The organism is Streptomyces sp. NBC_01171 (assembly GCF_045039805.1).
Lineage (GTDB): Bacteria > Actinomycetota > Actinomycetes > Streptomycetales > Streptomycetaceae > Streptomyces.
The window spans coordinates 4,624,713-4,637,308 of sequence record NZ_CP108609.1 but is presented as its reverse complement, the minus strand read 5'-3'; the positions used below and the strand labels follow the sequence as shown (position 1 = coordinate 4,637,308).

General features: G+C 71.4%; 11 protein-coding genes. 7 read left to right on the top strand and 4 right to left on the bottom strand.

Translation table 11 applies throughout. The features are described from left to right. Window positions 1-99 precede the first annotated feature (99 nt). Window positions 100-2,847, top strand: coding sequence for a pyruvate dehydrogenase (acetyl-transferring), homodimeric type (aceE, locus tag OG448_RS21325; RefSeq protein WP_405556033.1), 2,748 nt, complete (start codon window positions 100-102; stop codon window positions 2,845-2,847). A 128-nt stretch (window positions 2,848-2,975) separates the two neighbouring features. On the opposite strand, the gene OG448_RS21320 is transcribed toward aceE, so the two are convergent. Beyond that, the gene (locus tag OG448_RS21320; RefSeq protein WP_405556032.1) at window positions 2,976-4,592 is read right to left on the bottom strand and encodes an MFS transporter; all 1,617 of its coding nucleotides are present in this window, start codon (window positions 4,590-4,592) and stop codon (window positions 2,976-2,978) included. A gap of 121 nt (window positions 4,593-4,713) precedes the next feature. Between OG448_RS21320 and OG448_RS21315 the strand changes: the two genes are divergently transcribed. The 3 genes from OG448_RS21315 (at window position 4,714) to OG448_RS21305 (ending at window position 7,605) form a co-directional block, all read left to right on the top strand. Further along, a complete protein-coding gene (locus OG448_RS21315; protein ID WP_086695842.1) occupies window positions 4,714-5,340 on the top strand; it encodes a TetR family transcriptional regulator in 627 nt (208 codons plus the stop codon). 126 nt (window positions 5,341-5,466) lie between these two features. Beyond that, complete coding sequence (locus tag OG448_RS21310) at window positions 5,467-6,687, top strand: alpha/beta hydrolase (protein WP_405556030.1); 1,221 nt, start codon at window positions 5,467-5,469, stop codon at window positions 6,685-6,687. 66 nt (window positions 6,688-6,753) lie between these two features. Continuing rightward, window positions 6,754-7,605: a DUF4429 domain-containing protein gene (locus tag OG448_RS21305; protein ID WP_405556028.1), complete on the top strand. Its 852-nt coding sequence runs from the start codon at window positions 6,754-6,756 to the stop codon at window positions 7,603-7,605. 51 nt (window positions 7,606-7,656) lie between these two features. Here OG448_RS21305 and OG448_RS21300 read toward each other — a convergent pair whose 3' ends face one another. Both OG448_RS21300 and OG448_RS21295 read right to left on the bottom strand, forming a co-directional pair. Continuing rightward, on the bottom strand, window positions 7,657-8,676 hold the full coding sequence (locus OG448_RS21300; RefSeq protein ID WP_405556027.1) for an aldo/keto reductase: 1,020 nt from the start codon (window positions 8,674-8,676) through the stop codon (window positions 7,657-7,659). Continuing rightward, entirely contained in the window at window positions 8,673-9,128 is a 456-nt protein-coding gene (locus OG448_RS21295) for a MerR family transcriptional regulator (RefSeq protein WP_405556025.1), read from the bottom strand. The genes OG448_RS21300 and OG448_RS21295 overlap by 4 nt, the downstream gene beginning before the upstream one ends. 112 nt (window positions 9,129-9,240) lie before the next feature. On the opposite strand from OG448_RS21295, the gene OG448_RS21290 reads away from it, so the two are divergent. Both OG448_RS21290 and OG448_RS21285 read left to right on the top strand, forming a co-directional pair. Continuing rightward, the gene (locus OG448_RS21290; RefSeq protein ID WP_405556024.1) at window positions 9,241-9,711 is read left to right on the top strand and encodes a GNAT family N-acetyltransferase; all 471 of its coding nucleotides are present in this window, start codon (window positions 9,241-9,243) and stop codon (window positions 9,709-9,711) included. A gap of 19 nt (window positions 9,712-9,730) precedes the next feature. Continuing rightward, window positions 9,731-10,552 (top strand): serine hydrolase domain-containing protein, encoded by an 822-nt coding sequence (locus tag OG448_RS21285; RefSeq protein ID WP_405556023.1) that lies wholly within the window; start codon window positions 9,731-9,733, stop codon window positions 10,550-10,552. On the opposite strand, the gene OG448_RS21280 is transcribed toward OG448_RS21285, so the two are convergent. Beyond that, window positions 10,549-11,205: a pirin family protein gene (locus OG448_RS21280; protein WP_405556022.1), complete on the bottom strand. Its 657-nt coding sequence runs from the start codon at window positions 11,203-11,205 to the stop codon at window positions 10,549-10,551. The two genes, OG448_RS21285 and OG448_RS21280, sit on opposite strands and share 4 nt — an antisense overlap. 114 nt (window positions 11,206-11,319) lie before the next feature. On the opposite strand from OG448_RS21280, the gene OG448_RS21275 reads away from it, so the two are divergent. Continuing rightward, window positions 11,320-12,528 carry a PucR family transcriptional regulator gene (locus tag OG448_RS21275; protein ID WP_405556021.1) on the top strand — a complete coding sequence of 403 codons (1,209 nt, stop codon included), beginning with the start codon at window positions 11,320-11,322 and terminating at the stop codon, window positions 12,526-12,528. Window positions 12,529-12,596 lie beyond the last annotated feature (68 nt).

Sequence of the window (12,596 nt, the reverse complement as noted above, 5' to 3'; positions counted from 1 at the left end):
CGCGGGGGAACGAAGAGAACCAGTGGATGACGTACCACGTTCCCCAGGTACACGATGGGGAACGGTGTAGGCAGGTCCCTCCGACAGGTAAGGAACAGCGTGGCTTCCGGTTCCGATCGCAATCCGATCATCATTGGCGGCCTTCCGAGTCAGGTTCCTGACTTCGATCCCGAGGAAACACAGGAGTGGCTCGACTCCCTCGACGCCGCCGTGGACGAGCGTGGCCGGGAGCGGGCCAGGTATCTCATGCTGCGGCTGATCGAACGGGCCCGCGAGAAGCGCGTGGCCGTGCCCGAGATGCGCAGCACGGACTACGTCAACACGATCCCCACCAAGAGCGAGCCGTTCTTCCCCGGCAACGAGGAGATCGAGCGCCGCATCCTCAACGCGACCCGCTGGAACGCGGCCGTGATGGTCTCGCGGGCCCAGCGCCCCGGCATCGGCGTGGGTGGCCACATCGCCACCTTCGCCTCCTCCGCCTCTCTGTACGACGTGGGCTTCAACCACTTCTTCCGGGGCAAGGACGGCGGTGACGGCGGCGACCAGGTCTTCTTCCAGGGCCACGCCTCACCGGGCATCTACGCCCGCGCGTACCTGCTGGACCGGCTCTCGGAGAACCAGCTCGACGGGTTCCGCCAGGAGCACTCCAAGTTCCCGGACGGGCTGTCCAGCTACCCCCACCCGCGCTCGATGCCGGACTTCTGGGAGTTCCCGACCGTCTCGATGGGCCTCGGCCCGCTCGGCGCGATCTACCAGGCCCGGATGAACCGGTACATGGAGGCGCGCGGCATCGCCGACACCTCCGACTCGCACGTGTGGGCGTTCCTCGGCGACGGCGAGATGGACGAGCCGGAGTCGCTGGGCCAGTTGTCCATCGCCGCCCGCGAGGGGCTGGACAACCTGACCTTCGTGGTCAACTGCAACCTCCAGCGCCTCGACGGCCCGGTGCGCGGCAACGGCAAGATCATCCAGGAGCTGGAGTCCCAGTTCCGGGGCGCCGGCTGGAACGTGATCAAACTGGTGTGGGACCGGAGCTGGGACCCGCTGCTGGCCCAGGACCGGGACGGCGTGCTGGTCAACCGGATGAACACCACCCCGGACGGCCAGTTCCAGACGTACGCCACCGAGTCCGGCGGCTACATCCGGGACCACTTCTTCGGTGACGACCACCGGCTGCGCGCCATGGTCGAGAACATGACCGACGACCAGATCCTGCACCTGGGCCGCGGCGGCCACGACCACCGCAAGATCTACGCAGCGTTCAAGGCGGCCAAGGAGCACAAGGGCCAGCCGACCGTGATCCTGGCCAAGACGGTCAAGGGCTGGACGCTGGGCCCCAACTTCGAGGGCCGCAACGCCACCCACCAGATGAAGAAGCTGACGGTCGACGACCTCAAGGGCTTCCGCGACCGGCTGCACCTGCCGATCAGCGACCGCGAGCTGGAGTCCGGCGCCCCGCCGTACTACCACCCGGGCCGCGACTCGGAGGAGATGCAGTACATGCACGACCGGCGCAAGTCGCTCGGGGGCTACGTGCCCACGCGCGTCGTGCGCTCCAAGCCGCTCGCACTGCCCGACGAGAAGGCGTACGCGAGTGTGAAGAAGGGGTCGGGCCAGCAGTCCATCGCCACCACCATGGCGTTCGTGCGGCTGCTGAAGGACCTCATGCGGGACAAGGAGATCGGCAAGCGGTTCGTGCTGATCGCGCCGGACGAGTACCGGACGTTCGGCATGGACTCGTTCTTCCCGAGCGCGAAGATCTACAACCCGCTCGGCCAGCAGTACGAGTCGGTGGACCGGGAGCTGCTGCTCGCCTACAAGGAGTCCCCCACCGGCCAGATGCTGCACGACGGCATCTCCGAGGCGGGCTGTACGGCCTCCCTGATCGCGGCCGGCTCGGCCTACGCCACCCACGGCGAGCCGCTGATCCCGGTGTACGTCTTCTACTCGATGTTCGGTTTCCAGCGCACCGGCGACCAGTTCTGGCAGATGGCCGACCAGCTCTCGCGCGGTTTCGTCCTGGGCGCGACCGCCGGCCGTACGACCCTGACCGGTGAGGGCCTCCAGCACGCGGACGGCCACTCCCAGCTCCTCGCCTCCACCAACCCGGCCTGCGTGGCCTACGACCCGGCGTACGGGTACGAGATCGCGCACATCGTGGAGGACGGGCTGCGCCGGATGTACGGCGGGGACGAGCAGCACCCGCACGGCGAGGACGTCTTCTACTACCTCACCGTCTACAACGAGCCGATCCGGCACCCGGCCGAGCCGGCCGACGTGGATGTGGAGGGCATCCTCAAGGGCGTCCACCGGCTGAAGGAGGGCACCGACGGCTCGATCCCGGCGCAGATCATGGCGTCCGGCGTCGCGGTGCCGTGGGCGCTGGAGGCGCAGCAGATCCTCGCCGACGAGTGGAACGTCCGGGCGGACGTGTGGTCGGCGACCTCCTGGAGCGAGCTGCGCCGGGAGGCGGTGGCCTGCGAGGAGCACAACATGCTGCATCCCGAGGAGGAGCAGCGGGTGCCGTTCGTGACCCGGAAGCTCGGCGGGGCGGAAGGGCCGTTCGTGGCGGTGTCCGACTGGATGCGGTCGGTGCCGGATCAGATCGCGCGGTGGGTGCCCGGTCCCTACCAGTCGCTTGGCGCGGACGGGTTCGGGTTCGCGGATACTCGCGGCGCGGCTCGGCGGTTCTTCCACATCGACGCGCAGTCGATCGTGGTGGCTGTGCTGACGGAGCTGTCCAAGGAGGGGAAGATCGATCGGTCTGTGCTGAAGCAGGCGATCGATCGGTACCGGTTGCTGGACGTGAAGGCTGCGGCGCCTGGAGCTGCCGGCGGCGACGCGTAGCGCCGCGCGGCTTGGGGCGTGGCCGCGCGATCACCGTTCCTGCTTTCGGTGATCGCGCGGCTGCCGGTCCGTTGTGGCTGGTCGCGCGGTTCCCCGCGCCCCTTCAAAACGCCACCAGTGTCCTGACCTCAGATGTGGCCCACTCCTGCGCCCGCCTCCGCGTTCACGCCTCGGCGGGTCAGGAGGGCTACCAGGATCGCGACCGCCGCGACGCCCGCCGCGACCAGTGAGGCGAGGCTCATGCCGGAGATGAAGGTGTCGTGGGCGACGTCGGTGACCTTCGCGATGATCGCCGGGGGCATCTGCTTCGTCACCGGGGCCACGCCGACCTGGACGGCCTGGGACGCCTGGTCGAGCTGAGTGGGGGTCAGCGGGGGCAGGCCCGCGCCGGTCCAGTTGCCCGGCAGGTCGTTGTCGACCTTGGAGGCCATGACGGCGCCCAGTACGGCGGTGCCGAGGCTGCCGCCGATCTGCATGGCCGCCTGCTGGAGACCGCCCGCCACACCGGAGAGGGCCATCGGGGCGTTGCCGACGATGACCTCGGTGGCGCCCACCATGACCGGGGCGAGGCCGAGGCCGAGCAGGGCGAACCAGATCGACATGGTCGCGCTGCCGGTGTCCGCCTTCAGGGTGGACATGCCGTACATGGCGACCGCGGTGAGCGTCATGCCGCCCGCGAGCGGGATGCGCGGGCCCAGCTTGGTGATGGCGAAGCCCGCCAGGGGAGAGCCGACGATCATCATGCCGGTGAGCGGGAGCAGGTGCAGACCGGCGTCGACCGGGCTGAGGCCGTGCACGTTCTGGAGGTAGAAGGTCACGAAGAACAGGCCGCCCATGAAGGCGATGGCCATCATCACCATCAGCACCACGCCCGCCGACAGCGGGACCGAGCGGAACAGGGTGAGCGGGATGAGCGGTTCCGCGACCCGCGTCTCCCACCAGGCGAAGACCACGAAGAGCAGCGCCGAGGCGCCGATGAAGCCCCAGGTCCGGCCGTCGCCCCAACCCCACGTCGGGGCCTTGATCAGCGCCCAGACCAGGCAGAACATGGCGCCGGACAGCAGGGCGATGCCGGGCAGGTCGAAGGAGCGCGGGGCGTTCTCCGCGCGGTGGTCGAGCAGGATCAGCGTGCCGAGCAGCAGGGCGAGCAGGCCGACGGGCACGTTGATGAAGAACACCGACTGCCAGTTGACGTGCTGGACCAGCACACCGCCGAGGATCGGGCCGCCGGCGGTGGAGGCGCCGATGACCATGCCCCAGATGCCGATCGCCATGTTGAGCTTCTCGGCCGGGAAGGTGGCCCGCAGCAGGCCGAGCGCGGCCGGCATCAGCAGCGCGCCGAACAGGCCCTGGAGGACCCGGAAGGTGACGACCATCGGGATGCTGTCGGACAGGCCGATGGCGCCGGAGGCCAGCGCGAAGCCGGTCACGCCGATGAGGAAGGTCTGCCGGTGCCCGAAGCGGTCACCGAGCTTGCCCGCGGTGATCAGGGCGACCGCGAGGGCGAGGAAGTAGGCGTTGGTGATCCACTGCACGTCGGAGAAGCTCGCGTGCAGGTCCTTGGCGATGGCCGGGTTGGCGATGGCCACGATGGTGCCGTCCAGGGCCACCATCATGACGCCCACGGCGACGGTGATCAGGGTGAACCAGGGGTGCCCGCGCAGCCCGGACGAGGGCCGCGGCGACGCATCGGTGGGTGACCCGTCCTCCGGTCCCGTCTTGTCGATGGTGGTCTGACTAGTCATGTAATGAGGCTAGTGACAGTCGCTGACACTTGACAAACGCATTCACAAGTCAGCGGCTGACATATGACCGTCGTTCACTCGACCGCATAGGCTGATCTGGAAGGACGTACAGGGAGAGGCCATGGAGACGCTGCGCGAGCGCAAGAAGCGGCGTACCCGCGAGGCGCTGGTGCGCGCCGCCCTCGAACTGTTCACCACCCAGGGGTACGAGCGGACGACCGTCGACGAGATCGCCGAGGCCGTCGACGTCTCGCAGCGCACCTTCTTCCGGTACTTCGCGGGCAAGGAGGACGCGGCCTTCGCCGTGCAGGAGATGACGGAGGCCCACTTCGTCGCCGCCGTCCGCGCCCGGCCGCCGCACGAGCCGCCGATGGAGGCGCTGCGGCAGGCCGTACTGGAGGGCTGGGACGACATCCGGGAGACCGTCGAGTCGGTCGTCCCGGTCGAGCTGTACCTGCGGATGTACCGCATGATCGAGTCCACGCCCGCGCTGCTCGCCGCCCATCTGCGCCGGTCGGCGGCGACCGAGCAGACCATCGCCGGGCTGCTCGCGGAGCGCGAGGGTGTCGACGTGGACGCCGACCCCCGGCCGCGGCTCGCGGTGGCGGTGTTCGCCGGGGTTATACGGGTCACCGAGCGGCAGTGGAGCACCGGGGACGACTTCAGTCTGGCCGCCATCCGGGGGCTCACGGCGGCGTACCTCGATCAGGTGGGCCCGGCGCTGACGGGGAACTGGCGCGCGGCCTGAAATCGTTGGCGGAACGGACGAGATCGTTTAGAAAGATCGTCCGTGTCCCGGTTCCCGGCACACGAAACGTGATCCCCGCCACTCGATTGACCCGAGACCCTTCCGTTCTCCTAGTGTGTCCTCCCAGTGACTTCCTTCGGCATTTCCCCCCAGCTCAGCGTATGGCGCGCCCTGCTCGCCCTGGCCGTCGTGTTCGTGATGCTCGCGACCACCGGCTGGACGGCGCTGCACACCCACCGTGAGTCGACCGCGCTGCGGTCCTCCCTGGCCGCGTGGGTGCGCGACAGCGTGCACGGCAAGCCCCTGCCGGACCCGGCGAACACCGCCCCGGCCGGGCTGGCCCGGTTCTTCGGCTCGCTCACCGCTCACGACCGCCACGACCTGGCGACGCGCTACCCGCTGGCGGTGGGCAACATGAACGGCGCCCCCGTGTCGCTGCGCTACGAGGCCAACCGGGTGGCGCTGGAGCGGGAGCGGGACGTGGAGTCGCGCCGCGTGCACGACAACCGGCTCAGTACCGCCGGCCAGCAGGACGCGGCCCGCCGGATGCACCGGTACGAGGCGCTGATGCGGCCCGAGCGGCACATCCTCGCCTTCGACCCCGAGGGTTCGGGCCGGATCGCCGAGGTGTTCGGCGACCTGCGCCGGGCCGAGCGGATCTCCGTGGTGGTGCCCGGTGTGGACACCGACCTGCTGACCTTCGAGAAGTCCTACCGCCCGTACAGCGCCCCGGTCGGCATGGCCAAGTCGCTGTACTCCGCCGAGCGGCAGGCCGCGCCCGCGACCCGTACCGCCGTGATCGCCTGGGCCGACTACACCGCGCCCGCCGGGCTCGGGGTGGACGCGGCGACCGCGATGCGCGCGGTGGACGGTGCCGTCCGGCTGAACGCGCTGTTGCGCGGGCTGCCCGGCCGGGCCGAGGTGTCGATGTTCTGCCACAGCTACGGCTCGGTGGTCTGCGGGGTCGCCGCGCCCGGCATGCCCCGCCGGGTCAGCGACATCGCGGTGGCCGCGAGCCCCGGCATGCGGGCCGCCAGCGCCGCCCACCTGAACCGCACCGCCCGGGTGTGGGCGATGCGGGACGCCACCGACTGGGTGCAGGACGTGCCGTACCTGGAGGTCGGCGGCCTCGGGCACGGCGCCGACCCGGTGTCCCGCGCGTTCGGCGCGCGGGTGCTGTCCTCGCGCGACGCGCAGGGCCACGCCGGTTATTTCCAGCCGGGCACGGACAGCCTGCGCAACCTCGCCGAGGTCGGCGTGGGGGCGTACGGGTCGGTGACGTGCGCCCGCGCGGACGAGGCGTGCCGGGCCGACGTGCCGGACGCGCCCGCCGCCGGACGCGCGTAGAAACAGCAGGAAGTGCGGTCCGCGCGGGTGGCGACGGAGGGACAAGTGCCGCATACGATGAGCCGCATGGGTGACGTACTGGCGGGTTTTCATGCCGTCTGGGAGTTCGACTCAGACTCCGTGCTCATCCGCTACGAACGGGGGATACGCACACCGAAACTCTTCCAGGCGCTCGGTGAACGGCGGGTGCCGCTCGCCGCGCTGGAGGGCGTGAGCCTGGCCGAGGGCAGGCGGGGCACCGTCGTGCTGCGCCTCCAGCCGCGCGCCGGAGCCGACCCGCTGCTGGAGGCGGCGGCCGGCCAGCTTCCCGAGGGCCTGGACCCGTACCGGCTGGTCCTGCCGGCCGAGCGGGAGACGCTGGCCGAGTACTACGCCGACGAGCTGAAGGCCACGCTGACCGAGTCCGGTCCCGCCGACCGGTATCTGATCGGCGCCCCCGAGGCGCCGCTCCGCTTCAAGGCGTACGACGGGAAGGCGTCCTTCGACGGGACCTCGGTGCGTTTCCGCTGGTCGTGGACGGGTGCGTCGTCGGCGAAGTGGAAGGCGGGCGACCAGAGGTTCGCGGTCGCGGACCTCGGCGGGGTGGAGTGGCGCTCACCGGAGGCGTTCGAGGGGTACCTCCGGCTGCTGCCGAACGACCCGGCGGGCGCCGCCGATCCGGTGCCGCCGGACCAGGACGCGCAGGCCGTGGTCTTCGGGCTCGGCTACGGGCCGGTGCACGAGTCGCTGCCCTTCGCGGCGGCCGTCCTCGCGGCGGTACGGACCCGGGGCGCCGTGCCCGCGATCCCGGCCGCGCCCCGGCGGGACCCGGCCGACATCGCGGAGCGCATCCGCCACCTGGGCGAGCTGCACCAGGCCGGTCTGGTGACCGACGAGGAGTTCTCCGCGAAGAAGGCCGAGCTGCTGGCGGAGCTGTAGCCGTCAGGGGTGCCGGACGCCGCGAGCCCGGCTTGATCGACAAGACACCCCCTAATGCTCCCGGCCCGCCGAGGTGAACGTCATGTCGGCGTACCGGTCCCCCGCGACCCGCGCGGCGATCGGCTCCAGCAGGGCCAGCTCCTCCTCGGTGAGGACGAGGTGCGCGGCACCGGCGTTCTCGGTGACCCGGTCCGCCTTGCGGGTGCCCGGGATCGGGACGACCGCGAGGCCGTGCACCGCCGCCCGCTGGTGCACCCAGGCCAGCGCGACCTGGCCGAGGGTCGCCCCGCGCGCCTGGGCCACCTGGCGCACCGGCTCCAGCAGGGCCGCGTTGGCGGTCGCGTTGTCACCGGTGAAGCGGGGCTGGGAGCGGCGGAAGTCGTCGTCGGTCAGCTCCTTGGCCGCGTCCGTGAAGGCGCCGGTGAGGAAGCCCCGGCCCAGCGGAGAGTAAGGGACCAGGCCGACGCCCAGCTCGCGGGCGGCCGGGACCACCTGCGCCTCGATGTCCCGGCTGAACAGGGACCACTCGGACTGCACGGCGGCGATGGGGTGCACGGCGTGCGCGGTGCGCAGTTCCCCCGCGGTCACCTCGCTCAGCCCCAGGTGCTTGACCTTGCCCTCGCGCACCAGGTCGGCCATGACGCCGACGGTCTCCTCCAGGGGGACGTTCACATCGCGACGGTGCATGTAATAGAGGTCGATCACGTCGACGTCGAGCCGCTTGAGGCTGTCCTCGACGGCCTGGCGGATGTAGGGGGCGTCGTTGCGGATGATCCGCCTGCTCGGGTCGTCCGGCGGGATGGACAGGGCGAACTTGGTGGCGACGACCACCTCGTCGCGGTGGGCCTTGAAGAAGGGGGCGAGGAACCGCTCGTTGTCCCCGGCGCCGTAGGCGTCCGCCGTGTCGTACAGCGTCACGCCCAGGTCGAAGGCGCGCTCCAGCGCGGCCCGCGACTGCTCGGCGTCGGCCGGGCCGTAGCCGAAGCTCATGCCCATGCAGCCGAGGCCCTGCACGCCGGTCTCCGGGCCGGTCTCGCCCAGGCGTACGGACGGCATCATGCGGTCGGTCATCGGGTGGTCCCCTCCGTGGCGTAAAAACCGATCTTCAGGTCGAGCACGGCGAGCGTGTCGCGCAGCTCGTCGATCCGGGCGAGCACGTCCCGGCGGGTCGACTCCAGCAGCTCGCGCCGCTCGTCGTAGGTGCTCTCGCCCTGCCGCACCAGCTCGGCGTACCGGACCATGTCGGCGACCGGCATGCCGGTGAGCCGCAGCTTGGTGACGAAGACCAGCCAGTCCAGGTCGCGGTTGGTGTAGCGGCGCTGGCCTGTGTGCGAGCGGTCGACGTGCGGCATCAGGCCGATCCGCTCGTACCAGCGCAGGGTGTGCGCGGTCAGCCCGGTGAAGGCGACGACCTCACTGATCGTGTACCGGTCCTGGCCGTCGGGCCGGGGATGGCGCGGCGGGGGGCCGGAGCAGAGGTCCTGGCCGGCCGTCACCCCTTGCGTGGTCTGCATCACCGTCATGCCCTCAACGCTATGACCTTCGAGCGCACTCCAAGCAAGCGGTATCCGGCAGAAATGGCCCGGACGGAAATGGCGGCGACGGGAGCCGGGCCCGGACGCTAGCGTGCCGCGCATGAACCTCGTACGCCGGGCCCTGCCCGAGGACGCGCCGGAAGTGCTGCGCCTGCGCCAGGTGATGATCGACTCCGTCTCCGGGGGCGGTGACGCGGGGACCTGGCACGAGGAGTCCCTGCCGACCTTGCGCGCCCGGCTGGCCGACCCTGCGGGCAGCTTCGCCGCCTTCGTGGTGGACCACCCGGAGCGGCCGGGGGCCCTGGCCGCGCTCGCGGTGGGGACGGTCGAGTACCGGATCGGGCGCGAGACCAACCCGCAGGGCACGATCGGCTTCGTCTTCAGCGTCGCCACCGATCCCGGTGCCCGGCGCCGGGGGTACGCCCGAGCGTGCATGGACGAGCTGCTGGCCTGGTTCCGCGCGCGGGGCGCCCGGCAGATCCAGCTCACCGCCTCCGCCGACGCCCGCCCGCTCTACGAGGCGCTGGGGTTCAAGCCCAAGCCGGACCCCTTGATGGAGCTGCGGCTGTGAGCCGCATAGGGTCGCCGGTATGTCGTTGCAGAGCCTGGCGCTGATCGAGAACTGGCCCGTCCCCACCGCCGCCGCGGGGGTCGTACGAGCCGACGGGACCGTACTGGGCACCCACGGCCCGGCCGGCCACCGCTTCCCGCTGGCCTCGGTGACCAAGCCGCTGGCCGCCTACGCGGCGCTGGTCGCGTACGAGGAGGGCGCCGTCGAGCTGGACGAGCCCGCCGGGCCGCCCGGTGCCACGGTCCGCCATCTGCTGGCGCACACCTCCGGGCTGGCCTTCGACGAGCACCGCACGATGTCGGCGCCCGGTGAGCGGCGGCTGTACTCCAACGCCGGGTTCGAGCAGCTCGGCGACCACATCGCCAAGGCCACCGACATCCCCTTCGCCGAGTATCTACGCCAGGCGGTGCTGGAGCCGCTGGGCATGACGTCGACCTCGCTGGAGGGCTCGCCCGCCAAGGACGGGGTCTCCACGGTCGCGGACCTGCTGCGCTTCGCGGCCGAACTCCAGGCACCGCGCCTGCTGGACCCCCGGACGGTCGCGGAGGCGATGACCGTGCAGTACCCGGGTACCAAGGGCGTACTACCGGGATACGGGCACCAGAACCCCAACGACTGGGGTCTCGGCTTCGAGATCCGGGGCACCAAGTCCCCGCACTGGACCGGGAGTTCGTCCTCCCCGCGCACCTTCGGCCACTTCGGCCAGTCCGGCACCTTCCTGTGGACCGACCCGGACGCCCAGATGGCCGCCGTCGCCCTCACCGACCGCGCCTTCGGCCCCTGGGCCATCGAGGCGTGGCCGGTGTTCACGGACGCGGTGCTGGCGGAAGTCCGCGGCTAGGGGCCCATCTCCCACACCAGCAGCTCCGCCGCCGTCACCCCCACCGCCGCGAGCCCCTCGGCGCCGGTGATCCGGGCCGAGTCGCCGGGGCCCAGCGTCTCCCCGGCGAGGCCGGCCTCGCCGCGCACCACGTGGACGTAGAGGTGCGCGGCGTCCGGCACCGCCGTCCGCTCCCCCGCCGCCAGCCGCCGCACGTGCAGCATCGCGCCCGCCCCGGGCAGCGCGTACGGGGTGGAGTCGGCGATGCCCGGCACGACCTCGTACGACGGCTCCCCGCCGGGCTTCAGCGGGGCCAGCCACATTTGGACGAAGGTCAGCGGGACCGTGCCGTCGTTGCGCTCGACGTGCCGGACGCCCGCGGCCGCGCTGAGGTGCTGTACGTCACCGGGGCGGACCACGCTCTCGTGGCCGGCCGAGTCGCGATGGGTCAGCTCCCCCTCGACGACCCAGGTGACGATCTCGGTGTGGCTGTGCGGGTGCTCGTCGAATCCGGCACCCGGCGCGAGCCGTTCCTCGTTGCAGGCGATCACCGCACCGAAGCGCAGGTTCGCGGGGTCGTAGTGCGGCCCGAAGGACAGGGCGTGCCGGGAGTCGATGCCCGCCTCCGGGTCTCCTCCGTGGTAACGCTCAGCGGCGCGCCGTACCTCCATCACGCCCCCACGGTAGTGCGCGCGGCGCCCGTGCCGCAGGCATGTACCGGCCGCTGCGGAAGGGCGAGACGGACCCGGCGGCACATGCGCGCGTCCCGATAAGGCAGTCTTGTCCACGTGCCCGAACCCGAATCCCACCACAGCGACCCCGCGGTACACGCCGTCCACCCGCACACCGCGACCCTGCGGCGGCTGGAGAAGTCCTCCGGCAGTCTCGCCGCGCAGGCCATCTCGCGGATGGACGACACCCTGCCGTGGTACCGGGCCATGCCCCCGGAGAACCGGTCCTGGATCGGGCTCGTGGCGCAGGCCGGCATCGCCGCCTTCACCGAGTGGTTCCGGCACCCCGAGGCGCCCCAGGCCATCTCGACCGACGTCTTCGGCACCGCGCCCCGTGAGCTGACCCGCGCGATCACGCTGCGCCAGACCGTGGAGATGGTGCGCACCACCATCGAGGTCATGGAGAGCGCCATCGACGAGGTGGCCGCGCCCGGCGACGAGCGCGTGCTCCGCGAGGCGCTGCTGGTCTACGCGCGGGAGATCGCCTTCGCCACCGCCCAGGTCTACGCGCAGGCCGCCGAGGCACGCGGTGCCTGGGATGCCCGGCTGGAGTCGCTGGTGGTGAACGCGGTGCTCAGCGGCGAGGCGGACGAGGGCGCGGTGAGCCGGGCGGCCGCGCTGGGCTGGAACTCGCCGGAGCACGTCTGCGTGGTGCTCGGCACCGCCCCGGACGGGGACAGCGAGCTGACCGTGGAGGCGATCCGGCGGGCCGCCCGGCACGCCAAGCTCCAGGTGCTCACCGGCGTGCTCGGGGACCGTCTGGTGGTGATCGCCGGCGGCAGCTCGGTGCAGCCGCTGAACGTGGCCAAGTCGCTGATCGGGCCGTTCGCGCCCGGGCCGGTGGTGGCGGGGCCGGTCATGCACGACCTCCAGGCCGCGACCCGGTCCGCGCAGGCCGCGGCGGCCGGACTGAAGGCGTGTACCGCATGGCAGGACGCGCCCCGGCCGGTACTGGCGGACGACCTGCTTCCGGAGCGCGCCATCGCGGGTGATCCCGGTGCGCGCGAGCAGTTGGTGGAGGAGATCTACAGACCGCTGGAGGAGGCGGGGTCGGCGCTGCTGGAGACCCTGAGTGTCTACCTGGAGCAGGCGAGCAGCCTGGAGGGCGCGGCGAGGATGCTCTTCGTTCACCCGAACACCGTGCGCTACCGGCTCCGACGTGTGACTGACGTCACCGGCTGGTCGCCCTCCGATGTACGATCCGCGTTCACGTTGCGGATCGCCCTGATCCTGGGGCGGCTCACCGATGGAGAGTTCCAGCCCTAGCCTTTTGTCGGGGGCCCACAAAAGCCTTCCGTGTTCTTCGTCCCTGTCCCCACGGGCGGCTTCGGCCG

Bases quoted from the DNA above. Each gene is read 5' to 3' on its own strand.
- OG448_RS21305 (WP_405556028.1), top strand. From the start codon at position 6,754: ATGGGTGACGTACTGGCGGGTTTTCATGCCGTCTGGGAGTTCGACTCA.
- OG448_RS21295 (WP_405556025.1), bottom strand. From the start codon at position 9,128: ATGACGGTGATGCAGACCACGCAAGGGGTGACGGCCGGCCAGGACCTC.
- OG448_RS21285 (WP_405556023.1), top strand. From the start codon at position 9,731: ATGTCGTTGCAGAGCCTGGCGCTGATCGAGAACTGGCCCGTCCCCACC.
- OG448_RS21300 (WP_405556027.1), bottom strand. From the start codon at position 8,676: ATGACCGACCGCATGATGCCGTCCGTACGCCTGGGCGAGACCGGCCCG.
- OG448_RS21290 (WP_405556024.1), top strand. From the start codon at position 9,241: ATGAACCTCGTACGCCGGGCCCTGCCCGAGGACGCGCCGGAAGTGCTG.
- OG448_RS21320 (WP_405556032.1), bottom strand. From the start codon at position 4,592: ATGACTAGTCAGACCACCATCGACAAGACGGGACCGGAGGACGGGTCA.
- OG448_RS21315 (WP_086695842.1), top strand. From the start codon at position 4,714: ATGGAGACGCTGCGCGAGCGCAAGAAGCGGCGTACCCGCGAGGCGCTG.